Below are 25,982 nucleotides of genomic sequence, written 5' to 3'. Positions count from 1 at the left end.
TAACGCGTGAATGCGGGCACAAAAAAAGCGCCTGCAATCGTAATGGGGGCGCCTGTGCGCCTATTGTAGGTCGGGTCGCCAAACCCGGTCGCTGAATTTGCAGCGACAGCCAGAGAGTAACGTCCGTTTTTTGAAAGTGCAACTGTGCAGATGGCTTGCGGATTTTTTTGATGCGGCATAAATTGATCATGCATGTAGATTTACCTCAACGCCTCCGGTTGCCGCCGGGGGCGTTTTCGTTTCAGGCATTGATTTCCCAGCGCAGGGAAAGCAGTGGGAGGAAGTCGGCGTCGAGGCAAGAACGTGCATCTTCGTAAGCGTCGATTTGTTGGTCTTCATCTAAGATCGCAGCGCGCGGTGCTTCGCTGGGTATCGAGAGCGCGCACCAGGTGCCGTCCGCCCAATGCATGACGACAATTACTCGATTGAGGCGTTTTTGTTGTGCTCTGTGGCGCTCAAAGCGCTGCATCCAGTGCGATGAAAAACCGACTTTTCTGAGTGCAGAGAAGGGCCGCACGATGGCCTTGTTAGCTACATGGCTCGTCATGCCGCCACCTTGTTGCGGGCGGCGATACGTGCGCGTGTCCAATCCAATATTTCGGCCAATACCCAGGCAACCGGAGCTCCACGTGCGTTGCTGTCGGTGAGTTTCACGGCTTGCGGAAAACCGCTCTCGGACTGGCTCATGAGTTTGTAGACGGTTGCTCGGCCGATACCTGTCAAGGCCATGACTTGATTGATGCGTATCAGCGTGGCAGCCGGGTCGAACCGTCCCACTTCCGTATCAGATCCGGTGAGTGGCAAGCATGCGAATCCTGCATGGTTTTTCTTGTAAGGAGCGCTTGGTGTCGATGGAGCAATGTCCACGATTTTTGCGGGCTGCTTGGGGCTGCTCATTGGGCACCTTCCTCCGCAGTCTTAGCGTTGGAGCACACTCGGCTTTCAAGCCATGCGGCAACATCTTGAGAGCGGTAACGAACCCGAGATCCGGTTTTGACGTAGGGAAGTGAATTGCTACGCGAACTTCGCCACGCGGCAAGCGTTCGACTGGACAGACCTAGCGCAGTAGCGACTTGGTCGGTGGTGAGCAAACAAGCAGAGACGAGTGAGGTAGTCGAGGGGTCTAAAGTGTCATGGGGCTTCATAGCGCGCTTCCTGTCGTAGTTCGTGCAGGCCCCAGCTATGTAAACGATTTTCTATTTTTTAAAAGTTTTATTTTCGATGGTTTTCGATGAATTTTGTTGGATAAGGCAGTTTAAGCCAGCAAGATCGCAGCAAAGTTTCTGTTTTTACTGAGGTTGTCCTACCTCGTCCTACTGGTTTTCTATACAGTTAAAAAATCGATAGAAAAAAATGAAAAACAGAGACCTTTCGGATGAGCGGTAGTGCCCCGAGCCCCTTTGGGTGGAGGTGATGACAGCGGCGTCTCATGAGTGTGGGGCAGCTAATAAGAGATGGCCGCCAGAAGTTTTGGGCTACTTAGGCGTAACACGCATTTGATCCGTAACACGTGGTGTAGGGATGTCTTTCTGCGCGTGTTACGTCAATTATGTCCAATAAAATCAATATGTTGGGTTTGTACGTAACGAGCGTAACACCAGTAACACCGATTTCTGATGGGGTTGGTATGTTCATACGGCCTTTCCGAAATGACCTTGAACAATGTTGCCTTGCGCCAACTCATCAAGATGATCGGCATACCACTGCATCATCACTCTGCGCTGAGGCAGGTACACCGCTTTGTTGTACACCCCTGCAATTCCCTCCTTTGCATGAGAGAGCTGGGCCTCAATGTGATTCTCATCGAAACCCTGCTCATTGAGTATGGTGCTCGCGATGTGACGAAAGCCGTGGCCAGTTTGCCGACCGGCATATCCCAGTCTGCGGAGCGCCATTAGAAAGACGGTGTTGCTACGGGGGATTGTCCTGTCCTTCCTGCCTGGAAATAGGAGAGGGTACGCACCTGTCAGTGTTCGTAACTCAGTGAGCGCCTCGATTGCCTGTCGAGAGAGAGGCACCACATGTTCGCGACGACGTTTCATTCGCTCGGCCGGGATCGTCCATAGCTTTTTGGAGAGATCGATTTCTGACCAGCGTGCTTCTCGGATCTCGCTCGGACGCGATGCTAATAAGGACAGCAAGCGAAGCCCTATACGAACGTCCTTTGCGTGAGGGTAGGAGTTGATCGCTCGAAGTAGCGCAGGCAGTTCTTCAATCGAAACGTGTGCATAGTTTTCAGCGCTACGTGATTGCAGGAATTTGCTGAGACCTTCAAGGGGGTTGTGGACGGCTCGTCCTGTTACGCGGGCCAGGTCATAGATCTCTTTGCAAAAGGCACGAACTCGGCCCATTTGTTCAATGATCCCCTTCTGCTCCATGCCGCGTAGAAACTCCATCCATTCCAGGGGCAGTATTTCCGTGTATACGCGTTTGCCGAACACGGGGAACACGTGAAGCTCCAGTGCGCCAAGCACTCGTCGAGACGTACCTGACTCCCAGCTTTTGCGTCTGGCCTCAAACCACTCACGGCCTAATGCTTCAAAGGTGTTGTTGGCAGCCACCTGGTCTGCAACCTTGCGAGCTTGCTTGCTCACCAATGGATTTTTGCCGGTCGATGCGTCTTCCCGCAGTTGAGCTGCTTTCTGTCTCGCCAAAGAGCCACTGATTTCCGGGTAGCCTCCGAGACCCAGCCAAGACCATTTCCCGTCTGGCTTTTTGTAGCGCAGCTCCCACGATTTTTGACCGTTAGGTTTGACCCGGAAGTACAGGCCATTCCCGTCCTGCTCCCGATATGTAGCGTGCTCAGGCTCCAGGCCTGCAAGCGTGGTATCTGCTAAGGGGCGGCGTTTGATTTCAGAGCGCTTCACTTCCTGTATGCCTCCAGTTATAGGAATCTCAAAGCATACACGTGGGCATACACGGCGGGAAGTTATAGGGGTGGACAGGGATGGATAGCCAGAAACAAGAAAGCCCGCATGGGGCGGGCTTCTTGGGGTGTTTCGTAGACTGTCTGAGACAGCCCGAGACTGCTATATGGTGCACCCGGCGGGATTCGAACCCACGACCCCTGCCTTCGGAGGGCAGTACTCTATCCAGCTGAGCTACGGATGCTTGTGCGGGCGCCATCATACCCATGTCGACCTTGGGCGTCCATGCTGGTTTTTGGCCGTCTGCCGGTAGGATTCTGGTGCAGCGAGGCTCTGTACCGGGCGGTGTATGCCGGTGATGCGCAATTCGGCTCCGTTACGCCTGTCAGAATAGTCTGGCTAATGCGCCGTTTTCGTTCTTTTTTTCGAACAGACTATTGCCCTGCCCCCCCATTGATCCTAGGATTCGTTTGAGATTTCAAACGCTCTGTCTCCCGTGCGCGATGTTTCAGCTTGCGCCCAGTGACTGATTTCCCTGACGGCAGCCTTCGAGGCGCCTTTCAACAACTCTAATTTGCCCCGCGCGCGCGCGGTGCTGTTAAGGAAAGCCGACATGCAGCTTAAAGACACCCAGTTGTTCCGCCAGCAAGCCTTTATTGATGGCGCTTGGGTCGATGCGGACAACGGTCAAACGATCAAGGTCAACAACCCCGCGACTGGCGAGATCCTGGGCACCGTGCCGAAGATGGGCGCCGCCGAAACCCGTCGTGCCATCGAAGCTGCCGACAAGGCCTTGCCGGCCTGGCGCGCACTGACCGCCAAGGACCGTGCGAACAAGCTGCGTCGCTGGTTTGAGCTGATTATCGAGAACCAGGATGACCTGGCGCGCCTGATGACCCTGGAGCAGGGCAAGCCGCTGGCCGAAGCCAAGGGCGAAATTGTCTACGCCGCTTCGTTCATCGAGTGGTTCGCCGAAGAGGCCAAGCGTATCTACGGTGACGTGATCCCTGGCCACCAGCCGGACAAGCGCCTGATCGTGATCAAGCAGCCGATCGGCGTCACCGCCGCCATCACGCCGTGGAACTTCCCGGCCGCGATGATCACCCGTAAAGCCGGCCCGGCCCTGGCCGCCGGTTGCACCATGGTCCTCAAGCCTGCGTCGCAAACCCCGTTCTCGGCGTTCGCCCTGGCTGAGCTAGCCCAGCGTGCCGGGATTCCAAACGGCGTATTCAGCGTGGTCTCCGGCAGCGCTGGCGATATCGGCAGCGAGCTGACCAGCAACCCGACCGTGCGTAAATTGTCCTTCACCGGCTCGACCGAAATCGGCCGCCAGTTGATGGCCGAATGCGCCAAGGACATCAAGAAAGTTTCCCTGGAGCTGGGCGGCAACGCGCCGTTCATCGTGTTTGACGACGCCGACCTGGATAAGGCCGTCGAAGGCGCGATCATCTCCAAGTACCGCAACAACGGCCAGACGTGCGTCTGCGCCAACCGCCTGTACATCCAGGATTCGGTGTATGACGCGTTCGCTGAAAAACTCAAGGTGGCCGTGGCCAAGTTGAAGATCGGCAATGGTCTGGAAGAAGGCACCACCACCGGTCCCCTGATCGATGAAAAAGCCGTGGCCAAGGTCCAGGAACACATCGCCGATGCCCTGAGTAAAGGCGCGACGCTGTTGGCTGGCGGCAAGGTCATGCAAGGCAACTTCTTCGAGCCGACCATCCTCACCAACGTGCCGAAAAACGCTGCCGTGGCCAAGGAAGAAACCTTCGGCCCGCTGGCGCCGCTGTTCCGCTTCAAAGACGAAGCCGAAGTGATCGCGATGTCCAACGACACCGAGTTCGGCCTGGCCTCCTACTTCTATGCCCGCGACCTGGGTCGTGTGTTCCGTGTGGCCGAGGCTCTGGAATACGGTATGGTCGGCGTCAACACCGGGCTGATCTCCAACGAAGTGGCGCCGTTCGGCGGTATCAAGGCGTCGGGCCTGGGCCGTGAAGGCTCCAAGTACGGCATCGAGGACTACCTGGAAATCAAATACCTCTGCCTGGGCATCTAACCGGCAAGGTATCGCTGCAAACGCAAAGGGCACGAGAGCGCTGTCCCTTTGCGTGTTTCACACCGTTATTCGAAGTGGCCGGGAAAGCTGTGGCAGTCGATCATCGCATGCTGCCGTAGTTGCCTCCCCGCCACGTAATCCTTGGACCACGCCACCCGATGAGTGGCGAATGAGGACTTTATGAGCAACAAGACCAACGCTTCCTTGATGAAACGCCGCGAAGCCGCTGTACCGCGCGGTGTTGGCCAGATTCACCCGATCTTCGCCGAATCCGCGAAGAACGCCACCGTGACTGACGTTGAAGGTCGCGAGTTCATCGACTTCGCCGGCGGCATCGCCGTGCTGAACACCGGTCACCTGCACCCGAAAATCATCGCGGCCGTGACCGAACAGCTGAACAAGCTGACCCACACCTGCTTCCAGGTCCTGGCCTACGAGCCGTACGTGGAGCTGTGCGAAAAAGTTAACGCCAAGGTCCCAGGTGATTTCGCCAAGAAAACCCTGCTGGTCACCACCGGTTCCGAAGCCGTTGAAAACGCCGTGAAAATTGCGCGTGCCGCGACTGGCCGTGCCGGTGTGATCGCCTTCACCGGTGCCTACCACGGCCGCACCATGATGACCCTGGGCCTGACCGGCAAGGTCGTGCCGTACTCCGCTGGCATGGGCCTGATGCCCGGTGGCATCTTCCGTGCGCTGTACCCGAACGAGTTGCACGGCGTGAGCATCGACGACTCCATCGCCAGCATCGAACGCATCTTCAAAAACGATGCCGAGCCGCGTGACATCGCTGCCATCATCATCGAGCCGGTGCAGGGCGAAGGCGGTTTCTACGTCGCGCCTAAAGCCTTCATGAAGCGCCTGCGCGAACTGTGCGACAAGCACGGCATCCTGCTGATCGCCGACGAAGTGCAAACCGGTGCCGGCCGTACCGGGACCTTCTTTGCCATGGAGCAGATGGGCGTCGCCGCCGACCTGACCACCTTCGCCAAATCCATCGCGGGCGGCTTCCCGCTGGCCGGTGTGTGCGGCAAGGCCGAATACATGGACGCCATCGCCCCGGGTGGCCTGGGCGGCACCTATGCGGGTAGCCCGATCGCTTGCGCCGCGGCCCTGGCCGTGATGGAAGTGTTCGAAGAAGAGCACCTGCTGGACCGCTGCAAGGCGGTTGGCGAGCGTCTGGTCACCGGCCTCAAGGCTATCCAGGCCAAGTACCCGGTGATCGGTGAAGTACGTGCCCTGGGCGCGATGATCGCGGTCGAGCTGTTCGAGGATGGCGACAGCCACAAGCCAAACGCTGCGGCGGTTGCCTCGGTAGTGGCCAAGGCGCGTGACAAGGGCCTGATCCTGCTGTCGTGCGGCACCTACGGCAACGTGTTGCGCGTGCTGGTCCCGCTGACCTCGCCGGATGAGCAGTTGGACAAAGGCTTGGCGATCATCGAAGAGTGCTTCTCTGAGCTGTAGGCGCAGGCTGACCTGATCGACAGAAAAAACCCGCTTCGGCGGGTTTTTTTGTGGGCTGTGCAGCTATTCAGGCCTTGTTCATTGTACGCAGGCGCTTCCTTTGTCTAATGTGCAAGGATTGCCGATGGAGCGTGCTGCATGACTGCTGTTGATTTACCTGCTGTACCCCGAGTGCTGATTGCCGAGACCGACCCCTGGTCGCGGGATCTGCTCAAGCAGGTGTTGTTGAATGTGCGCTGCGACGCGCGGCTGGATGTGTGCGCCGACGGGCAGCAAGCCGCCGAGTTGTTGCGAGATAAACCTTACGATTTGATCATTGCCGATTGGGAGCTGCCGGGCGTTGATGGCCTGAGCCTGTTGCGCAGTGTGCGTCAGCGTCGGCGGGTGCCGGCGTTGCCGTTTATCCTGCTGAGTGCGCGCAATGACGGCGCCAGCGTGCGCGAAGCATTGCCGCTGGCGCCCACCGCCTACCTGACCAAACCTTTGAACATGGAAGGCCTTACGCAACGCCTGCAGGACTTGCTGCTCAACGAAGGCCAGACGGTGTATTGCGAAATCCCGGCCCTGGCGGCGGGCATGTCCTTACCGGTGTTCCTGGAGCAGCGTCGCGAGCTGTCGGACGGCGCGCCGCTGCGGGTTGACGTAAAAGCCGCCGTGCAACGCAGCCTCGCGCCGCAGGGGCTGGACCTCAAGCAGCTGGAAGAACAGGTCAAGGTTGATCCACAGATCACCGCCGTGCTGATCGCCGCCGCCAACAGCGCCGGCCAGCACGGCACGCCGGTGCAGACGCTGTCTATGGCGCTGCATAAGCTGGCGGCCGGGCAGAGCATGAACCTGATCCTTGGCCTGGCCCTCAAGCACAACGTGATCCTCAGCGATGCAGTCTTGATGGAGTATGCCGAACGCCATTGGCAACTGTCCCAGCAGACTGCGCAATACGCCCGCGCCTTGGCGCGCATGCTCGACCTGGATCACGAGCGCTGCTACAGCGCCGGTATTCTCCATCGCCTGGGCGACCTGGCCCTGCTGCGCAGTTTGCAGGAGTGGCGCCAGGGCGGTGGCGAACTGGACGATGAGTTGATTGGCGAGTCGTTGTCCACCTTTGGCGCCAGTTATGGCTCGGCGCTGCGTACGCGCTGGCGCTTGCCCCTGGAGCTGCGCCAACTGGTCGCGGCGATCTACTCCCTGGAAGGCGGGGTGTATTCCCGCGAAGCGCTGGTGATGAATATGGCGGCGCAACTGGCGGGGCTGACCGAGCATGAAGGGGTCGAGGTGCTGGCCAAGGGCAAGACGGCGCGGTTGCTCAAGGTGGGGTTTTCAGAGCTCACGCGCATCCGCAAGCCTGGGTAGGCGTTGTGTCAGGCTGCCACAATGCTGAATGTGCCGCCGCCATCGTAGCCTCGCTGAAGCTCGACAACTCCCACATTGGTTTTGTGGTGCGTCCAAAATTTCCGGCCTGGTCGAGATCCCACATTGGTTTGGCGGGGTATCCAGAATTTCTCGCCTGGTCGAGGTCCCCTGTGGGAGCGGGCTTGCCCGCGATGGCGGTGTTCCAGGCGCTATTTTTAGTGCCTTGAAAGGGCAGGCACTCAGCCGGCAATCACCCGGTTCTTGCCCTGGCGCTTGGCTTCATACATGGCTGCATCGGCCCGGGCGAACAGGCTGTCCAGGGTTGCATCTTCGGCGCTGAGGCTGGCCAGGCCCTGGCTGACGGTCACGCTATAGGGTTGGCCTTCATGGCTGAAGCCCAGTTGCCGCACTTCCTGGCCCAGGCGTTCGGCGACTTGCATGGCCCTTTCCGGGGCGCATCCGGGCAGTACCGCGGCAAATTCTTCGCCGCCAATGCGCCCGAACAGGTCCCCACGGCGCAACACCCCGCGACCGCTCTCGGCGATACGCAGCAACACCTGATCGCCCTCCAAGTGGCCGTAGGTGTCGTTGATGGCCTTGAAATCATCGATGTCGAGCAGCAGGAAGGCCAGCGGCAGGCCTTGGGCACAAGCGCGTTCGAATTCGTGATGGGCGCACTCGAAGAAGTGGCGACGGTTGCTGCTGCGGGTCAGCACGTCGGTGGTGGCCAGGCGTTGCAGTTCGAGCTCCAGGTGCTTTTTTTCGGTGATGTCTTCAGCGATGCCCACCACAATCAGCGGCTTTCCCGGCGTGGCCTGCTGGTTGGTAAAACACTTGTCGCTGAGCCAGCGGATCTGCCCGTCTGCAGTGATGATGCGGTACTGGCGATCCTCCACTGCACCCAGCTCCAGCACCTGGGCCAGGCTGTGCTCGGCGTACTGCTGGTCTTCGGGGTGGATGCTGTCGCGCCAGCCGCGGTGCTCGGCCAACAGCAGGCTGGCCGAGCGCCCGAAGATGCGCTCATAGGCGGGGCTGACGTACAGCACGCGCCGGGTTTCCCACTCGATGGCCCAGAGCACGGCGTTGACACTCACCAGCAGTGAGCTCAACAACTGTTCGCGCTCGCTCAGGCGCTCCACTTCGCCCTGGGCGTGCATCAACGCCAGTAGGGTCGCGGCAGCTGCCGGTCGCGACGTATCCGTCGAATCAGGTGTGGTGGAGGTAGGGGAGTCCGTTTCGTGGACCATCGGCACAATTCTCTCTGGACATGCCGCAGCATTGAACAGCAGTCAAAACAAGGCCCGCCAGGATGGCGAAGTGTTGTTTGAGAGAGGGGAATTGCAGCTAAGTTCCGTTATCAGTCGCGATTGAGACGGAATGTTCGGTGACTGTGAAATGGCGCCAAAAAACTGTGGGGCTGGCTTGAAATGTACCTGGGCCTTGTAGGAACTGGCTTGCCAGCGATGGCGGCCTTGAAACTAGGCCTCATCGCCGGCAAGCCGGCTCCTACCGTGTCAGGCGCTGGGGCGTAGGGAGTAGGTTTTCAACTGGTGGGCAAAGTCGCGCAGGGACTGGATCCCGCTGGCCTCGGCCTCATGCACCCATTCCTTGATGGCGGCGAGCATGTCATGCCCGTTGCTGCTGGTCTTGAGCCAGATCTGTTGCAGCGCCAGGCGCTTTTCGTAGATCACTTTCAAGGCCTGGCTGTGTTCCAGCATGCCCTGGATGCGCAGATGGTGGCGCTCATCCAGCAAGCTGGTTTCCCGTGACAGCAGGCGCTTGGCCCGGTGGAACTGGTGGCGTACCGAATGATCGACCTTCTCCAGCTCCTGCTTGACCAGGGGCGCGATCACCAGCTTGCGGTACTGGGCCATGATCTGGAAACGGTTGTTGAGGATCGCCATGGCAGTGTCCATGTCCAGATGGCCCTTGCCTTCGACCCGGTGGGCAATCGGTGCGACGCGTTGCACCTTGGCCAGGCGCAGGAAGCTGAACACCTTGATCCAGGCCCAGCCCAGGTCGAATTCCCACTTCTTCACCGACAGCTTGGCGGAGTTGGGGTAGGTGTGATGGTTGTTATGCAGCTCTTCGCCACCGACGATGATGCCCCACGGCACCAGGTTGGTCGCCGCGTCGCGGCATTCGAAGTTGCGATAGCCGATGGCATGGCCCAGGCCGTTGATCACGCCGGCGGCCCAGAACGGGATCCACATCATCTGGATCGCCCAGATGGTGATGCCGATGGTGCCGAACAGCAGCACGTCGATGACGCCCATGAGGGCCACGCCCAGCAGCGGATAACGGGTGTAGAGCTTGCGTTCGATCCAGTCGTCCGGGCAGTTCTTGCCGTAGATGCGCAGGGTCTCGGGGTTTTCCGCCTCGGCGCGGTACAGTTCGGCACCTTTGCGCAGGACCGTGGACAGGCCCTTGATCACCGGGCTATGGGGGTCGTCGACGGTTTCGCACTTGGCGTGGTGCTTGCGGTGGATAGCGGTCCACTCGCGGGTGTTCTGCGCCGTGGTCAGCCACAGCCAGAAGCGGAAGAAGTGTTTCAGGCCGGCATTGAGCTCCAGGGAGCGGTGGGCTGAATAGCGGTGTAGATAGACCGTGACGCCGATAATGGTCACGTGGGTCATCAACAGAGTGACTGCCACCAGTTGCCAGGCTGACAAGTCAAGAAAACCGTTGTACCACATAGGCTGTATGGCCCTCAGATAAAGAAAAGAACAGCTGACGCATTATCACTAAGCCTACAGATAAAACCAGTCGCCCTTTTGAATAGGAGTGACGAGATGTTACTTATTCTATAATCCGCAGCCTTTGTAGGGCGATTCTGTTTTTTAGTAAGGATTACTAGTTATATGCTGCTTTCATACCGAGGTGCCCTACGTGCAGGGCTGGTGTACTTGCTGCTTTCCGTCCTGTGGATCCAGCTCAGCCAGCAGGTATTTATCAATTTCATCGATGAACCGACGGAAATGGTCCACTGGCAGATGCTGCGTGGCTACCTGTGGGTGACCCTCAGCGCCCTGTTTATTTTCCTGTTGTGCGCCCGCAGCGCCCGCGTTCATCGCATCCAGCAACCCTTGAAGGAAAACCGCGAACGCCTGCGCCAGGCGGCGGCGGTGTTCGATTGCACCCGCGAAGGGGTGTTGGTCACCGACGCACGCGGGCGGATTGTCCACGTCAACCGCGCCTTTATCGAAATCACCGGTTACCAGGTGGATGACGTAATGGGGCGTCAGCCGAGCCTGTTCAAGTCCGGCCGCCATTCGCCGGCTTTTTATGAGCAGATGTTTCGCACCCTCAATCAAGACGGGGAATGGAGCGGCGAGATCTGGAACCGACGTAAAAGCGGGGAAATTTATCCACAGTGGCAAACCATCCGCGTCATCCATGATGACCAGGGCCAGGTCAGCCATTACGTGGCGGTGTTTTCCGACATCAGTGCCATCAAGCATTCCGAGCACGAACTGGCCCACCTGGCCCACCACGACCCGTTGACCGACCTGCCCAACCGCCTGCTGTTCACCGACCGCGCCGAACAGGCGCTGGCCTCGGCGCAGATCCACAAGCGTGGCTGCGCGCTGCTGATGCTGGACCTGGACCACTTCAAGATCATCAACGACAGCCTTGGCCACAATGTCGGCGACCAGTTACTCAAGGCCGTGGGCGAGCGCCTGCAGGGCCTGTTCGGCCCGGGCGTGACCCTGGCGCGCCTGGGCGGCGATGAATTCGCGGTGCTGGCGGAAAGTTGTCCACAGGTGGTCCAGGCGGCCGCCTTGGCCCAGCGCATCATCGACGGCATGAAGCAGCCGTTTGTGTTCGATGGTCACCAGTTGTTTGTCAGCGTCAGTATTGGCATCAGCCTGTTCCCCAGCGACGCCTTGAGTGCCGAACAATTGCTGCGCAACGCAGACTCCGCGTTGTTCAAGGCCAAGAGCTCCGGGCGCGAAGGCTACGCCTTGTACACCGAGGAGCTGACCGCCCACGCTCAGCACAGGATCGAGATCGGCAATGAGCTGCGCCGCGCCCTCGATCAGCAAGAGCTGCGGGTCTACTACCAGCCGGTCCACGACCTGCAAACCAGCCAGATGATTGGCGTGGAAGCCCTGGTGCGCTGGCAGCACCCATTGCGCGGCCTGGTGCCGCCAGCAGAATTTATCCCGATTGCCGAGCGCACCGGGCTGATCGCCGAGATCGATGCCTGGGTCATGGACCAGGCCTGCCGGCAGATGTGCCGGTGGCTGGCTGAGGGCCGGGGCCTGTCCTTCCTGGCGGTGAATATCTCCAGCCGCCTGTTTGCCCGCCACGAACTGTACGAGCAAGTGGCCAAGGTGCTACATGAAACCGGCCTGGACCCGGCGAAGCTGGAGCTGGAAGTCACCGAAAGCGCGGTGATGGACGACCCGGAAGTGGCCCTGGAGCAACTGCACCGCCTGCGCGAGCTGGGCCTGAGCCTGGCGATCGATGACTTCGGCACGGGCTATTCGTCACTGCTGCGTCTCAAGCGGTTGCCGGTGCAGAAGCTGAAAATCGACCAGGGCTTCGTCGCCGGCCTGCCGTGGGATGAAGACGATGCGGCGATTGTACGGGTGGTCATCGCCCTGGCGCAGAGCATGGGCATGCAAGTACACGCCGAAGGCATCGAGCAGATGGAACAGGCGCGGTTCCTGTTGAATCACCAGTGCGATCTTGGCCAGGGCTACTGGTTTGGCCGGCCGATGCTGGCGGCTGACATCGATTGGGCCAGGGCACCCGCCATCCACTGACCTCTATCTGGGGTTGAAATACAGTAAATGTGGGAGCGGGCTTGCCCGCGATGACGGAGTGTCAGCCAGTAAATCTGGCACTGATACACCGCTATCGCGGGCAAGCCCGCTCCCACATTTGCATCTGCGTACGCCTTAACGTCGTGTCCTGCCTGAAAATTCTTTCTGGTTATATAAACATTCTTAAATAGTATTTTTAAGAATATCCGCGCTTATCTACTATCGCTCTCACGCCGCAAGCAGTGCCGCCACTGCCAGGCACTTCTCATTTCAGGAGCACGACCATGAGCGCATCTCTACGCAGCGTTGACGGCCAGGACGAAGCAGCCATTTTGCGCGAGATCCAAAGCGCATTGCGTGACCTGCGTTTTGGCGCAGTGGAAATCACCGTACACAACGCCCAAGTGGTGCAGATCGAACGCAAAGAGAAATTCCGCTTGCAGAGCCCGGGCAACAAACCGAGCTGAGGCAACACGGCGCTTCGATTGCGGGACCCGTACTAATAAGAAAAGCCAACACCCAAGAATTTCAGGAGCTTGTCTATGTCGTCGATTCGCCGTTATGCCCTGGCCGCCCTGGCCAGCGCCGTGTTTGCCGGTTCCGCAGTGGCCAAGGATTACGAGCTGCTCAACGTTTCCTACGATCCGACCCGTGAGCTGTACCAGGACTACAACGCTGAATTCACGGCTTTCTGGAAGAAGGCACACCCTGGCGACAACGTGAAGATCCAGCAGTCCCACGGTGGTTCGGGCAAGCAAGGCCGGGCGGTGATCGACGGCCTGCGCGCCGACGTGGTGACCCTGGCCCTGGCCGGCGACATCGACGAAATCGCCAAGCTGGGCAAGACCCTGCCAGAGAACTGGCAGACCCGCCTGCCTGAAGCCAGCACGCCATACACCTCGACCATCGTGTTCCTGGTGCGCAAGGGCAACCCCAAGGGCATCAAGGACTGGGGCGACCTGATCAAGTCGGACGTATCGGTGATCACGCCAAACCCGAAAACTTCCGGCGGCGCCCGCTGGAACTTCCTCGCGGCCTGGGCTTATGGCCTCAAGGCCGGTGGCAGCGAAGCCAAGGCCCAGGAATACGTGAAAGAGCTGTTCAAGCACGTGCCGATCCTCGACACCGGTGCTCGCGGTTCGACCATCACCTTCGTCAACAACGGTCAGGGTGACGTGTTGCTGGCCTGGGAAAACGAAGCGTTCCTGGCCCTCAAGGAAGATGGCGGCGCTGACAAGTTCGACATCATCGTGCCGTCCCTGTCGATCCTCGCCGAGCCACCCGTGGCCGTGGTCGACAAGAATGCCGAGAAAAAGGGCAACACCGAAATTGCCACGGCGTACCTCAACCACCTGTACAGCCCGGCTGGCCAGGAGATCGCGGCGAAGAACTTCTACCGCCCGCGTGACAAGGATGTGGCCGCCAAATACGCCCAGCAGTTCCCGAAACTGGACCTGGTGACTATCGACAAAGACTTCGGCGGCTGGAAAACTGCCCAACCGAAATTCTTCAACGACGGTGGCGTGTTCGACCAGATCTACACGGCGCAGTAAGCCACACTACTGCTAGGTACGAGCTTTGTGTGGGAGCCGGGCTTGCCCGCGATAGCATCACCGCGGTGTAACTGATACACCGAGGTGCCTGCATCGCGGGCAAGCCCGGCTCCCACAAAGGCTTGCTCCGGCAGGGGTATCTACCCGCTAACCAAGGACTTTTATGTCGCGTCGTATCTCCCCCGTCATACCCGGCTTCGGGCTGACGCTGGGCTACACCTTGGTGTACCTCAGCCTGATTGTGCTCATACCGCTGGCGGCCATGTTCGTCCATGCCGCCCAACTCACCTGGGATCAGTTCTGGGCCATCATCTCGGCGCCGCGGGTCTGGGCAGCCTTGAAGTTGAGCTTCAGTACCGCCCTGTACGCCGCGCTGATCAACGGCGTGATCGGTACGTTGCTGGCGTGGGTGCTGGTGCGCTACACCTTCCCCGGGCGCAAGATTATCGACGCGATGATCGACCTGCCGTTCGCCCTGCCCACCGCCGTGGCCGGTATTGCGTTGACCGCGCTGTACGCGCCGTCCGGCCTGGTCGGCCAGTTCGCCACCGACATGGGCTTCAAGATCGCCTACACCCCTTTGGGCATCACCCTGGCCCTGACCTTCGTCACCCTGCCCTTTGTGGTGCGCACCGTGCAGCCGGTATTGGCCGATATCCCCCGGGAAATCGAAGAAGCCGCCGCCTGCCTGGGCGCCAAGCCCTTGCAGGTGTTCCGCTACATCCTCGTGCCGGCGCTGCTGCCAGCCTGGTTGACCGGGTTTGCCCTGGCGTTTGCCCGTGGCGTGGGTGAGTACGGCTCGGTGATTTTCATTGCCGGCAACATGCCGATGAAAACCGAGATCCTGCCGCTGCTGATCATGGTCAAGCTCGACCAATACGACTACACCGGCGCTACCTCCATCGGCGTGCTGATGCTGGTGGTTTCCTTTGTCCTGCTGCTGCTGATCAACTTGTTGCAGCGGCGCATCGAACACCCATAAGGAGGCGCGGAACATGTCCCAATCGTCTATTTCCGCCGCGTCTTCGGCCAACGCTGCCCGCCGTGGCAGTGCGGTTTCGCGCCGTATCCTGATCGGCCTTGGCTGGCTGATCTTCGCCCTGTTTTTGCTGTTGCCGCTGTTTATCGTGGTGTCCCAGGGCCTCAAGCTCGGCCTGGGTGCGTTCTTTGCCGCGATCTTTGAGCCCGACGCGCTGTCGGCCTTGAAGCTGACGGTGATTGCCGTGCTGATCTCGGTGCCGCTCAACCTGGTATTCGGCGTCAGTGCGGCCTGGTGCGTGAGCAAGTACTCGTTCCGTGGCAAGAGCATGCTGGTGACCCTGATCGACCTGCCGTTCTCGGTCTCGCCGGTGATCGCCGGCCTGGTCTACGTGCTGATGTTCGGTGCCCAGGGCTTCTTTGGGCCGTGGTTGCAGGATCACGATATCCAGATCGTCTTCGCCTTGCCGGGCATCGTGCTGGCGACGATCTTCGTCACCGTGCCGTTCGTGGCCCGTGAGCTGATCCCGCTGATGCAGGAGCAGGGCACCCAGGAAGAAGAAGCCGCGCGCCTGCTGGGCGCCAATGGCTGGCAGATGTTCTGGCATGTCACCGTGCCCAACATCAAGTGGGGCCTGATCTACGGCGTGGTGCTGTGTACTGCGCGGGCAATGGGTGAGTTCGGCGCGGTGTCGGTGGTGTCCGGCCACATTCGCGGCGTGACCAACACCTTGCCGCTGCACGTCGAGATTCTCTACAACGAATACAACCACGTCGCCGCGTTTGCGGTGGCGAGTCTGTTGCTGATCCTGGCGCTCTTCATCCTGCTGCTCAAGCAGTGGAGCGAGAACCGTATTAACCGCCTGCGCGCCGGTGCGGCTGAGGAATAAGTCATGTCGATCGAAGTCCGTAACGTCAGCAAGAACTTCAACGCCTTCAAGGCCCTGGACAGCATCAATCTGGATATCCAGAGTGGCGAGCTGGTGGCATTGCTTGGCCCCTCCGGCTGCGGCAAGACCACCTTGCTGCGCATCATTGCCGGCCTGGAAACCCCGGATGCCGGGAGCATCGTGTTCCACGGCGAAGACGTGTCCGGCCACGATGTGCGTGATCGCAACGTCGGTTTTGTGTTCCAGCACTACGCGCTGTTCCGCCACATGACCGTGTTCGACAACGTCGCGTTCGGCCTGCGCATGAAACCTAAGAGCCAGCGCCCGAACGAAACCCAGATCGCCGCCAAGGTCCACGAACTGCTGAACATGGTGCAACTGGACTGGTTGTCGGATCGCTACCCGGAACAACTCTCCGGCGGCCAGCGCCAGCGGATCGCCCTGGCCCGCGCCCTGGCGGTGGAGCCCAAGGTGCTGCTGCTCGACGAACCCTTCGGCGCCCTGGACGCCAAGGTCCGTAAAGAGCTGCGCCGCTGGCTGGCCCGCCTGCACGAGGACATCAACCTGACCTCGGTGTTCGTGACCCACGATCAGGAAGAAGCCATGGAAGTTGCCGACCGGATCGTGGTGATGAACAAAGGCGTGATCGAGCAGATCGGCTCGCCGGGCGACGTCTACGAAAACCCGGCCAGCGATTTCGTCTACCACTTCCTCGGCGACTCCAACCGCCTGCACCTGGGCGAAGACCAGCACCTGCTGTTCCGCCCGCACGAAGTGTCGTTGTCACGCCATGAACTGGAAGACCACCATGCTGCGCAAGTGCGCGACATCCGCCCGCTGGGCGCTACCACGCGGGTCACGCTGAAGGTCGAAGGCCAGAGCGAACTGATCGAAGCGGAAGTGGTGAAGGATCACGACAGCCTGACCGGGCTGGAGCGGGGCGAGACGTTGTTCTTCAAACCCAAGGTCTGGCAAAAAGCCTAAGTCTCTGGCCTGCCAATCACCTGTAGGAGCTGGCTTGCCTGCGATGCAGACACCTCGGTGTATCAGTCACACCGCAGTGATGCTATCGCAGGCAAGCCAGCGCCTACACAGGTGTGTGTCGAGCGAGCGCGCGCACCGGCCCCGACCGCTCTTCAATCTGCCGCTTGAGCTCATGGCGCAACCCCAGCAAAAACGCCAACTCCGCCACCACAAACAGCGGCCCCACGATCAGCCCGGACACGTCATCGACAAAGGCCGGCTTGCGCCCCTCGTAGTAATGGCCGACAAACTGGATCACCCAGCCCAGCACAAACAGGCCGATGCCGCTGCTGAGCCACACCAGCGTGCTTTGCGCCGCCAGCACATGCCCAGCCCAGACCGACAGGCCCATCAGCACACTCATCAACACCCCCAGCGCCAGTTCCAGGCGCAGGTAGAACCCTGCAGAAAACAGCGCCAGCAGCACCGCCGGTGATAGCCACAGGCCGGCCACCTGCCATTCGGGGCGTGACAGCAGCACGGCGACGGCCACCACTATCATGGGGATGCCGATAAAGTGGCTGGCGATGTTGCGCGGGTCGCGGTGGTAGGCGGCGTATTGGCTGAGGTGGTCGACGAGGCTTTTCATTGTTATTCCTCCTGTAGGATGCTTGATCATGCCCTGTAGGACTGCGACAAACTGTCAACTGGGCGACAATCTTTGGAGTTCTCATGGACGCAGAGTCTTGGCATGGGCGCCTGTCCAGCGGTCACTGGTACCGCCATCTGCCTGCTCCCTTGCAGCATAGCTTGCTGGCCCACGCCCGCGTGCGGCAGCTGGCGGCGGGGCAGGTGCTGTTCAAGCGCGGTGACCCACCGTGCGGCTTGTATGCGGTGCTCGATGGCAGCCTGCGGATCAGCGCAGTGAGCGCCCAGGGCAAGGAGGCGTTGTTGAGCCTGGCGCAAGCGCCCTTCTGGTTTGGCGAAATCGCCGTGTTCGACGGCCTGCCACGCACCCATGACGCTTGTGCGGTCGGGCCTTGCACGCTGTTGCAGGTGCCGCAGTCGGCGATCCTGCACTTGCTTGCGCAAAGCCCGGCCTATTGGCGGGACATGGCGTTGTTGATGAGCCAGAAGTTGCGGCTGACCTTTATCAATATCGAGCAGTTGAGCCTTGCGCCGGCGTCGGTGCGGGTGGCCCATCGGTTGTGGATGATTGCCGAGGGTTATGGCGAGATCGACGGCTCGCGGCGCGTGGTGCAACTGGCGCAGGAAGATTTGGCGGCGATGCTGGGGGTGTCGCGCCAGACGATCAATGCGCTGCTCAAGGCGTTGCAAGAGCAGGGCGTTGTGCGGTTGGGGTATGGGGAGATTGAGATACTTGATGCCCTGCGGTTGCGGGAGATGGCGCAGGGGTAGGCGGTGCCTGTAGCGGCCCTTTCGCGAGCAAGCCCGCTCCCACATCCGACCACATTCCAAAGAATGTACTCGGTCAAATGTGGGAGCGGGCTTGCCCGCGATGGGGCCAGCCCAGACACTGAAAAACCTCAGTCCGGCTGAAACGGCGAAGCACTCAGCACCACCCCGGTCTCCTCCACATACTGCTGCCAATGGCCAATCAAGGTCGCCAGCTTTTCCGGCTGGCTCAACGCTAGGTCATGGATCTCTCCAGGATCCCTGCCCAAGTCATACAGCTGCCAGGTCGCCGGCCCCACGGGCCCTGGGATGTACACCGCCTTCCACTGCCCCTGGCGAATCGCCCGGCGGCCGAACAGCTCCCAGCCGGTGACGGTATGTTCGTCGTGCACCTGCGCGGTTTCCCCAGATAAAAAGCCCAGCCACGACTTGCCCCGCAGCGGCGCAATCGGCTTGCCGCGCCACTGTTTACCGGGGTGGCGCACGCCGGCCAGGTCGAGAATGGTCGGGGTGATATCCATCACCGTGCCAAAGCCATGGCTGATCCGACCCTTGAGTGCCAGCTGCGGGTAATGCACCAGCGCCGGCACGCGGATCCCGCCTTCGGTGGTGAAGGCCTTGAACAGGCGCGACGGCGCGGTCGCCACCTGGGCCCAGGACGGTCCATACCAGACATAGGAGTTGGCGCGGCCGATGTTGCCCAGGCTGTTGTCGTAATGCTGGTTGAGGTAAGTCAGCAGCTCAGGCCCGAATTTGGGGAAGGCTTCCAGCAGCGCGCCCTCGGCGCCGTTGTCGGACATAAACAGGATGAAGGTATTGTCCAGTTGCCCCTGCTGGCGCAGGTACTCCACCACCCGGCCGATGTTCCAGTCCATGCGCTCGACCATCGCCGCATACACTTCCATGGCCCGCGCCGAGACCTGGCGTTGTTCATCGCTCAGGGCCGCCCACTGGGTGTTCAGTTCGATCAGCGGATGGGGCTCGACCTCGGCATCGATCAGCCCCAGGGCCTTGAGTTTTTCCAGGCGCTCCAGGCGCAGCACCTCGGGGCCGGCGTCGTAGCGGCCACGGTATTTGTCGACGATCTCTACCGGCGCCTGCAACGGCCAGTGCGGGGCGGAAAACGGCAGGTAGGCGAAGAACGGCCGGGCCTGGTCGCGGTCCTTGAGGTACTGCAAAAGCTTGTCGCCAAAGGCATCCGAGGAATAGAAACCTTCGGGCAATTGCTCGACGAAGCGGTCGTCCTCGATATACAGCGCCGGGGTGGATTTGAGCAGGCCAGGGGTGGTGTCGTCGTAGGGCGGCTCGAAACCATAGTGGTTGGCCGCCCCCGGCAGCAGCGAAAACGAGCGCTCGAAACCCCGGGCGTGGGGCGCCAGCTCAGCGGTCAGCCCCAGGTGCCATTTGCCGCTCATCATGGTCTGGTAACCGGCGTCGCGCAGCAGTTCGGGCAGGGCCACCACCTTGTCGTTGAGGTAGCCCTCATAGCCCGGCTTGCCGATCAGCTCCGGGGTCAGCGCCTCGGCCATGGTGCCGATCCCGGCGATATGGTGGTCAGTGCCGGTGAGCAGCATCGAGCGGGTCGGCGAGCAGGTGGGCGCGGTGTGAAAATCGGTCAGGCGCAGGCCGTTGAGCGCCAGGGCGTCCAGGTGCGGCGTAAAGATCTCCCCGCCAAAGGCCCCGAGGTCGGAGAAGCCCATGTCATCGGCCAGGATCACTAGAAAGTTGGGACGTTGCGACATCAAGACACTCCTCATTCAGCAGGCAATAAACGCCAGGGGCAGGTCACGGATCTGTTCACGCAGCGGCGGCTGGTAATGGTCGTCGCTGATCAGCTCGTGCAGCAGTTCTTCGCGCAATTGGTGGAAGTCGAAACTGCTGCGCTGGCGCGGATGGGGCAGGGCGATGTCCACCACCTGCTTGATCCGCCCGGGCCGGGGCTCCATCACCACCACGCGGTCGGCAAGAAAAATCGCTTCTTCCACATCGTGGGTCACCAGCACCGTGGTGATCCTGGCGCGGGCGCGGATCGCCAGCAGTTCATCCTGCATCTGCTGGCGGGTCAGGGCGTCGAGGGCGCCGAAGGGCTCGTCCAGCAACAGGATGCGCGGGCTGGCCACCAGGCCGCGGGCGATTGCCACCCGTTGCGCCATGCCGCCGGACAATTGGTGTGGGTAGGCGCGGGTGAAATCGGTGAGGCCCACCAGCTCGATAAAATCGCTGATGCGCTGTTGGCGCTGGGCCTCGCTCAAAGGCTCGTTGACCAGGCCCAGGCCGATGTTTTCTGCCACCGTCAGCCACGGGAACAAACGGTGTTCCTGGAACACGATGCCGCGCTCGCCGCCGATGCCTTGCACTGCCTTGCCATCGACGCGGATTTCGCCGCGAAACTGCGTATCCAGGCCGATCAGCAGGCGCAGCAAGGTGGATTTGCCGCAGCCGCTGGAACCGACAATCGCGACGAACTCGCCCTCGGCAATGTCCAGGTTGAATTCGCGGATGGCCTCCAGCTCGAAGCCATCGACGTCGAAGGTCTTGCCCACATGGTTGAAGCTGACGATAGGTGCAGTCATGCGTGTCTCCAGCGCGTGGCGCGGGTTTCGATGCGTTGGCCGATAAGGTTGAGTGCCGCGCCCGTGAGGCCGACCAGGAGCATGCCGCTCATGATCAGGTCCATGCGCAGCAGCTGTTGGGCGCCGATCATCAGGCTGCCGATGCCGCCATTGGACGGCATGAAATATTCCGCGCCGATGGTGCCCAGCCAGGCGTAGATCAGGCTCAGGCGCAGCCCGGCAAAAATGCCCGCCGCCGCCCCCGGCAGCACCAGGCGGCGCAGGCGCAGGGCCAGGCTCAGGCGCAGCACCTGGGCGGCTTCATTGAGCTGCGGCGAGAGGTTGAGCACGCTGCGTTGGGTGGCGATAAACAGCGGGAAAAACGCGGCAAGGGCGATAAACACCGACTTGGCCAACTCCCCCAGGCCGAACCAGGCGGTAAGCAGCGGTACCCAGGCAAAAATCGCGATCTGGCGCAGCGCCGCCAGGGTCGGGCCCAATACCCGCTCACTGCGGCGCGACAGGCCCAACAGTAGGCCAAGGGCAAAACCCAGCCCGCCGCCAAGGAGCAAGCCACTCAAGGTGCGTCCCAGGCTTTTGCCCAGGGCGCTGAGCAGGCTGCCATCGAATATGCCGCTGGCGGTGGTGTACAACACGGTCCACGGGCTGACCAGGATATTGGGATCGACCCAGTCCAGGGCTGTCGCCGACTGCCACAGCGCCAACAGGCTCAAGGGCAGCAACCACGGTTGCAGGCGTTGCCAGCCCTGGTAGTGCGGGCCACGGCGGATCTGCGCGGTCGCCGGATGGGGCCAGTGCACCCACTTGCGATCCAGCCAGCCAATGCCGCGATCCATCGCCACGCCCAGCACGCCAATGACCACGATGCATACAAATACGATATCGAGCATGAACAGCTGCCGTGCCCACACCATCAGGTAGCCGATGCCTTCGCTGGAGGCCAGCAATTCCACGGCCAGCAACGAGGTCCAGCCGGCGGCCAGGGCCAGGCGTACACCTGCCATGAAGGCGGGCAGTGCGGCGGGCAGGATCAGCCGGCGGATCAGCAGGTGCGTGGGTAAGCGCAGCACCCGCGCGGCCTCGCGTAAACCGGGCTGGGCGTCGCGCACGCCGACCAGGGTGTGCAGGGTCACGGGCACCACAATCGCCTTGACCAGCACCACCAGCTTGAGGGTTTCGCCGATCCCGAAAAACACCATGAACAGCGGGATCCAGGCCAGGGTCGGGACTTGCGACAGGGCGCTGAAGGTGGGGAACACCAGGCGCTCGGCGCGGGCACTCAAGCCCAGCAGCGCACCCAGCAACGCCCCGGCGCCGACCCCTGCGAGCAATCCCCAGAACAGCCGTTGCAGGCTGATCGCCAAATGGCTCCACAACTCGCCGCCGGCCAGTTCCACGGCGCTGCTCCAGACCAGCGCGGGGGCGGGCAATATCTGCTCGCTCATCCAGTGCTGACGGCTGGCCAGCCACCACAGCGCAAACAGCGTGAGTGGCAGCAGCCATGGCAGCAGGCGTTCACTCAGGTTCGGCCAATGTGCCCGCCCGGCCTTGGCAGGGGCGGCGAGCGGCAGGCTCAACAGTGAGATTCGGGCCATGGAAGACCTCCGTGGTCGGCGAGTGCGTTATGTGATTTTGATCTTATAAATAAACAATCAAGATTATTTAGGGATAAGAAAAACCATTTAAAGCCTCTGCCCGACACGCATCCAATGCATTTGGAGAATATTTTCCATGCTGTTGATGCATAACCCTCTGGAACCGGCGTCTGCGGCTGCATAGTCCAAAAAGCTATTAAATTGTGAATTTATAGTATTTAAAGTTTTGATCGTGTTGTGCGTACTTTCTGCTCCAAAGGCCACCGTCGCCCACAGGAGCACCGCTATGAAACTGCCCTTTAAACGCTTGATCACCCTGGTCGCCGGCACCGCGCTCGCCGGGCTGGTGCATGCCGCCGACCTCAAGGAAATCCGCATCGCCGTGCCCGACCTGAGCGCCGGTACCCAGAACAGCGGTGGTGGCTTGACGGATGTGCTGAGGAGCCAGCAGATCTTTGAAAAAGCCTTCGCCGACCAGGGCATCAAGATCCAGTGGAATTACTTCAAGGGCGCCGGCCCCGTGATCAATGAAGCCTTTGCCAACGGCCAGGTGGACCTGGCTTACCTGGGCGACCTGGCAGCGATCATCGGCCGTTCCAATGGCCTCGACACCCGCCTGTTGAGCGCCACCGCTCGCGGGGTGAAGCAATACCTGGGCGTGGTGCCGGGCTCGGGGATCAAGACCTTGCAGGACCTTAAGGGCAAGCGCGTGGCGGTGTTTCGCGGCACGGCCACCCAGTTGTCCCTCAACGGCGCCCTGGCCAGCCAGGGCTTGAGTGAAAAGGACCTGAAGATCATCAACCTGGATTTCAACGCCGCCGTGGCCGCCCTGGCCGCCAAGCAGATCGATGCGACCTGGGGCGGGTCGAATCTCAGTTCATTGCAGGCCAAGGGCCTGGCCGAAATCCCCCTGACCACCAAGGACCTTGGCGACGCAGGCAGCATCCAGGCGGTGCTGGTGGGCAGCGGCACGTTTGTCGACGCCCATCCCGAGGTGGTGGCCAAGCTGCTCAAGGCGCAGCAGCAGGCGGTGCAGTGGTTGACCGATGACAACAACAAGCAGGCGTATATCGATTTGGTGTCGGGGCTGGCGAGTTATCCGCCGGTGATTCTGACCAATGATCTGAAGGACCAGAAACTCAGTGAGATTTTCCCGTCGACGTTGGATCCGGTGTTCCTGGGCAAACTGCAGGACGCGGTGGATCTGGCCTCGAAGGAGCGGCTGATTCGCAAGTCGTTCCAGGTCAGTGATTGGGTGGTGCCGGGGTTGGCGGCGGCGCAACTGTAGGAGCCTTCAACGATAACGCGGGGTGCCTGGTGCCCCGCAGTGTGCTCAGGTTTTTCGCCGGCAAGCCGGCTCCTACAGGGGCCTGCTAGACCGCGAAGTGAAATCTACAGTGCATGAACGGGCCTCATCGCAGGCAAGCCAGCCCCCACATGGGAGTGCGGTCAAATGTGGGAGCGGGCTTGCCCGCGATGGCGTCTTTCAGACCGCCACATCCACCTCCTGCCGATCCACCGCCACCAACGTCTCGATCATCGCTTTTGCCGCAGGCGACAAGCGCGAGCCGGTGCGGCTGACGATCCCGCACCGCGCGCTCATGGTCTCCATGTTCTGTGGCAGGTTGCGCCAGTGCAGCAGCACCAGGGCGCCGCGGGCGATGTCCTCGGCAAAGGCTTCCTCGGTGCCCACGCCAATGGCGTTGGACTGCAACACGATCTTCACCAGCGCCGGGAAGTGTTCGGTCTGGATGCTCGGTGAAAAGTCCATGCGCCCGCTGAGGTTCGCCAGCAGTTTGCGAATGCCCTGGGAGATCAGCGGCGACGCCAGCGGGTAGTCGAACATGTCGTTGGTCGAAAGGCTGTCCTTGGCCAGCAGTGGGTGGCCAGGCCTGCAAAAAAATACCCCGCGTTTGGGCGAAAGCGCCTGGGTCTGAAAATTCGGATCGGCTTCGAACTGGCGGATGTCGGCGATAAAGAATTCGATCTCTTCCCGGCTCAGGCTGCGGCTCAGGGTTTCCCAGTTATCCACCTGGAACCGCGTGCGGATTTTCGGGTGGGCGTTGACGAAGCGCGCCACCGCGTCCGGCACCAGCTTCACCGCTGGCGCCGGGCCGCAACCGAAGCGCAGTTCGCCCGCATCGAGCTTGGTCATGCGCGTCACTTCACTGCTCAGCAGCGCGGCGCCGTGCACCAGGCTCAGGGCATGTTGCAGCACCACCTGGCCCTCCGGGGTGGGGCGCAGATCCTTGTGGCCACGGTCCACCAGCACGCAGCCAAATTCCTGTTCCAGGCCCTGGATGCTGCGGCTGAACGCCGGTTGCGTGATGCCCATGGCGTCGGCCGCGCGCACAAAACTGCGGTGTTCGTTGAGGGCGATGAAGTAGCGCAGTTGGCGAAGATCCATATGCTTTCCCGGCATTTTAAAAATAGGTCGAAGGCATTTGCGACCAGGGGAGCTGAGGTTTTAAATGCAAGCTCTTATTCCGTCAACGAAGCATGTGTTCATTTGCTAGACCTAAATTGCATATGAATAGAGCGTTGGCACAGCGTCACCCAACCGTAAGCAGACACATGAGGGTCATCCAATGAGCAATGCCGCACTCGCTGTTCAACCCGTCGCCCTGGCGCTGGATATCCACCCGGTCGCCGGGCGTATCGGCGCCGAGATCCGGGGCATCAAACTGTCCGGCGACCTCGACGCCGCCACCGTCGACGCCATCCAGCAAGCGCTGGTGCAGTACAAGGTGATCTTCTTTCGGCAGCAGACTCACCTCGATGACCAGAGCCAGGAAGCGTTTGCCCACTTGCTCGGCGAGCCGATTGCCCACCCCACGGTGCCGGTGCGCGATGGCACGCGGTTTTTGCTGGAACTCGATGGCGCCCGTGGTCATCGTGCCAACTCCTGGCACACCGATGTGACCTTCGTCGATGCGTACCCCAAGGCCTCGATCCTGCGTTCGGTGCTGGCGCCGCCATCGGGTGGCGACACGGTCTGGGCCAACACTTCCAGCGCCTACAACGACTTGACGCCCGAAGTGCGCGCGCTGGCCGACACCCTGTGGGCGGTACACAGCAACGAATACGACTACGCCGCGCGCAAGCCGGATGTGGCGCCTGAAAAGCTCGAGGAATACCGCAAGATCTTCACCTCGACGGTGTACGAGACCGAGCACCCGGTGGTGCGCGTACACCCGGTCAGCGGCGAGAAGACCTTGCTGCTGGGGCATTTCGTCAAGCGCCTGAAGGGCTACTCGCAGGCCGATTCCGCGCACTTGTTCAACTTGCTGCAAAGCCACGTCACCCGCCTGGAAAACACCGTGCGCTGGCGTTGGAACACCGGCGACGTAGCGATCTGGGACAACCGCGCCACCCAGCATTACGCAGTGGATGACTACGGCACCCAGGAACGCATCGTGCGCCGCGTGACCCTCAAGGGTGATGTGCCGGTCGGGGTACAGGGGCAGCGGAGCCAGACCATCAAGGGCGTGTAGCCCAGCGCAGATCA

At 61.0% G+C, this 25,982-nt stretch carries 23 protein-coding genes and 1 tRNA gene; 12 read left to right on the top strand and 12 right to left on the bottom strand.

Features of this window, described 5'->3' with window-relative positions; translation table 11 throughout:
- Positions 1-241 precede the first annotated feature (241 nt).
- From AC19YY_RS11570 to AC19YY_RS11550, 5 genes are all read right to left on the bottom strand, one after another.
- Complete coding sequence (locus AC19YY_RS11570) at positions 242-547, bottom strand: hypothetical protein (protein ID WP_500604196.1); 306 nt, start codon at positions 545-547, stop codon at positions 242-244.
- Entirely contained in the window at positions 544-897 is a 354-nt protein-coding gene (locus AC19YY_RS11565) for a helix-turn-helix transcriptional regulator (protein WP_500604195.1), read from the bottom strand. Before AC19YY_RS11565 ends, AC19YY_RS11570 begins: the two co-directional genes overlap by 4 nt.
- Positions 894-1,145: a helix-turn-helix domain-containing protein gene (locus AC19YY_RS11560; RefSeq protein ID WP_500604194.1), complete on the bottom strand. Its 252-nt coding sequence runs from the start codon at positions 1,143-1,145 to the stop codon at positions 894-896. The genes AC19YY_RS11565 and AC19YY_RS11560 overlap by 4 nt, the downstream gene beginning before the upstream one ends.
- A 486-nt stretch (positions 1,146-1,631) precedes the next feature.
- Positions 1,632-2,867, bottom strand: coding sequence for a tyrosine-type recombinase/integrase (locus AC19YY_RS11555; RefSeq protein ID WP_500604193.1), 1,236 nt, complete (start codon positions 2,865-2,867; stop codon positions 1,632-1,634).
- A 167-nt stretch (positions 2,868-3,034) separates the two neighbouring features.
- Positions 3,035-3,111 (bottom strand) — tRNA-Arg (locus AC19YY_RS11550).
- 369 nt (positions 3,112-3,480) lie between these two features.
- Between AC19YY_RS11550 and gabD the strand changes: the two genes are divergently transcribed.
- From gabD to AC19YY_RS11535, 3 genes are all read left to right on the top strand, one after another.
- On the top strand, positions 3,481-4,923 hold the full coding sequence (gene gabD, locus AC19YY_RS11545; protein ID WP_099170293.1) for an NADP-dependent succinate-semialdehyde dehydrogenase: 1,443 nt from the start codon (positions 3,481-3,483) through the stop codon (positions 4,921-4,923).
- A 180-nt stretch (positions 4,924-5,103) separates the two neighbouring features.
- Positions 5,104-6,384 (top strand): 4-aminobutyrate--2-oxoglutarate transaminase, encoded by a 1,281-nt coding sequence (gabT, locus tag AC19YY_RS11540; protein ID WP_169953951.1) that lies wholly within the window; start codon positions 5,104-5,106, stop codon positions 6,382-6,384.
- Between the two features lie 138 nt (positions 6,385-6,522).
- Positions 6,523-7,734, top strand: coding sequence for an HDOD domain-containing protein (locus AC19YY_RS11535; protein ID WP_169953950.1), 1,212 nt, complete (start codon positions 6,523-6,525; stop codon positions 7,732-7,734).
- Between the two features lie 239 nt (positions 7,735-7,973).
- Here the strand turns inward: AC19YY_RS11535 and AC19YY_RS11530 are convergent, their stop codons facing one another.
- Together AC19YY_RS11530 and desA are read right to left on the bottom strand one after the other, a co-directional pair.
- Positions 7,974-8,981: a sensor domain-containing diguanylate cyclase gene (locus AC19YY_RS11530; RefSeq protein ID WP_169953949.1), complete on the bottom strand. Its 1,008-nt coding sequence runs from the start codon at positions 8,979-8,981 to the stop codon at positions 7,974-7,976.
- A 267-nt stretch (positions 8,982-9,248) separates the two neighbouring features.
- Positions 9,249-10,430 carry a delta-9 fatty acid desaturase DesA gene (gene desA, locus AC19YY_RS11525; protein ID WP_169953948.1) on the bottom strand — a complete coding sequence of 394 codons (1,182 nt, stop codon included), beginning with the start codon at positions 10,428-10,430 and terminating at the stop codon, positions 9,249-9,251.
- Between the two features lie 165 nt (positions 10,431-10,595).
- Between desA and dibA the strand changes: the two genes are divergently transcribed.
- From dibA to AC19YY_RS11495, 6 genes are all read left to right on the top strand, one after another.
- Positions 10,596-12,506 carry a phosphodiesterase DibA gene (gene dibA / locus AC19YY_RS11520; protein WP_170042310.1) on the top strand — a complete coding sequence of 637 codons (1,911 nt, stop codon included), beginning with the start codon at positions 10,596-10,598 and terminating at the stop codon, positions 12,504-12,506.
- Between the two features lie 284 nt (positions 12,507-12,790).
- Positions 12,791-12,973: a sulfur starvation response protein OscA gene (oscA, locus tag AC19YY_RS11515; protein ID WP_029299482.1), complete on the top strand. Its 183-nt coding sequence runs from the start codon at positions 12,791-12,793 to the stop codon at positions 12,971-12,973.
- Between the two features lie 75 nt (positions 12,974-13,048).
- Positions 13,049-14,059, top strand: coding sequence for a sulfate ABC transporter substrate-binding protein (locus tag AC19YY_RS11510; protein ID WP_500604192.1), 1,011 nt, complete (start codon positions 13,049-13,051; stop codon positions 14,057-14,059).
- Between the two features lie 163 nt (positions 14,060-14,222).
- On the top strand, positions 14,223-15,041 hold the full coding sequence (gene cysT / locus AC19YY_RS11505; protein ID WP_029299485.1) for a sulfate ABC transporter permease subunit CysT: 819 nt from the start codon (positions 14,223-14,225) through the stop codon (positions 15,039-15,041).
- Between the two features lie 13 nt (positions 15,042-15,054).
- Positions 15,055-15,927, top strand: coding sequence for a sulfate ABC transporter permease subunit CysW (gene cysW / locus AC19YY_RS11500; protein ID WP_029299486.1), 873 nt, complete (start codon positions 15,055-15,057; stop codon positions 15,925-15,927).
- A 3-nt stretch (positions 15,928-15,930) separates the two neighbouring features.
- Positions 15,931-16,911 (top strand): sulfate/molybdate ABC transporter ATP-binding protein, encoded by a 981-nt coding sequence (locus tag AC19YY_RS11495; protein WP_169953945.1) that lies wholly within the window; start codon positions 15,931-15,933, stop codon positions 16,909-16,911.
- 103 nt (positions 16,912-17,014) lie between these two features.
- Here the strand turns inward: AC19YY_RS11495 and AC19YY_RS11490 are convergent, their stop codons facing one another.
- Positions 17,015-17,539 (bottom strand): Mpo1 family 2-hydroxy fatty acid dioxygenase, encoded by a 525-nt coding sequence (locus AC19YY_RS11490; protein ID WP_169953944.1) that lies wholly within the window; start codon positions 17,537-17,539, stop codon positions 17,015-17,017.
- 83 nt (positions 17,540-17,622) lie between these two features.
- Here AC19YY_RS11490 and AC19YY_RS11485 point away from each other — a divergent pair, with 83 nt between their 5' ends.
- Positions 17,623-18,309, top strand: coding sequence for a Crp/Fnr family transcriptional regulator (locus AC19YY_RS11485; protein WP_170058191.1), 687 nt, complete (start codon positions 17,623-17,625; stop codon positions 18,307-18,309).
- 128 nt (positions 18,310-18,437) lie between these two features.
- Here the strand turns inward: AC19YY_RS11485 and AC19YY_RS11480 are convergent, their stop codons facing one another.
- Genes AC19YY_RS11480 through AC19YY_RS11470 form a run of 3 tightly spaced genes read right to left on the bottom strand, consistent with a single transcriptional unit; the run spans position 18,438 to position 22,474 of the window.
- Positions 18,438-20,048 carry an arylsulfatase gene (locus tag AC19YY_RS11480; protein WP_500604191.1) on the bottom strand — a complete coding sequence of 537 codons (1,611 nt, stop codon included), beginning with the start codon at positions 20,046-20,048 and terminating at the stop codon, positions 18,438-18,440.
- 15 nt (positions 20,049-20,063) lie between these two features.
- Complete coding sequence (locus AC19YY_RS11475; RefSeq protein ID WP_169953941.1) at positions 20,064-20,879, bottom strand: ABC transporter ATP-binding protein; 816 nt, start codon at positions 20,877-20,879, stop codon at positions 20,064-20,066.
- The gene (locus AC19YY_RS11470; protein ID WP_492633957.1) at positions 20,876-22,474 is read right to left on the bottom strand and encodes an ABC transporter permease; all 1,599 of its coding nucleotides are present in this window, start codon (positions 22,472-22,474) and stop codon (positions 20,876-20,878) included. The genes AC19YY_RS11475 and AC19YY_RS11470 overlap by 4 nt, the downstream gene beginning before the upstream one ends.
- Before the next feature lie 286 nt (positions 22,475-22,760).
- On the opposite strand from AC19YY_RS11470, the gene AC19YY_RS11465 reads away from it, so the two are divergent.
- Positions 22,761-23,762 (top strand): ABC transporter substrate-binding protein, encoded by a 1,002-nt coding sequence (locus tag AC19YY_RS11465; protein ID WP_170042314.1) that lies wholly within the window; start codon positions 22,761-22,763, stop codon positions 23,760-23,762.
- 198 nt (positions 23,763-23,960) lie between these two features.
- Here AC19YY_RS11465 and AC19YY_RS11460 read toward each other — a convergent pair whose 3' ends face one another.
- Entirely contained in the window at positions 23,961-24,881 is a 921-nt protein-coding gene (locus AC19YY_RS11460; RefSeq protein ID WP_169953938.1) for a LysR family transcriptional regulator, read from the bottom strand.
- A 181-nt stretch (positions 24,882-25,062) separates the two neighbouring features.
- Between AC19YY_RS11460 and AC19YY_RS11455 the strand changes: the two genes are divergently transcribed.
- The gene (locus tag AC19YY_RS11455) at positions 25,063-25,968 is read left to right on the top strand and encodes a TauD/TfdA dioxygenase family protein (RefSeq protein WP_169953937.1); all 906 of its coding nucleotides are present in this window, start codon (positions 25,063-25,065) and stop codon (positions 25,966-25,968) included.
- Positions 25,969-25,982 lie beyond the last annotated feature (14 nt).

It is taken from the genome of Pseudomonas sp. MF09156, assembly GCF_059862305.1.
Note: the sequence above shows the minus strand (reverse complement) of the source record. Positions and strands in the feature narration are given on the sequence as shown.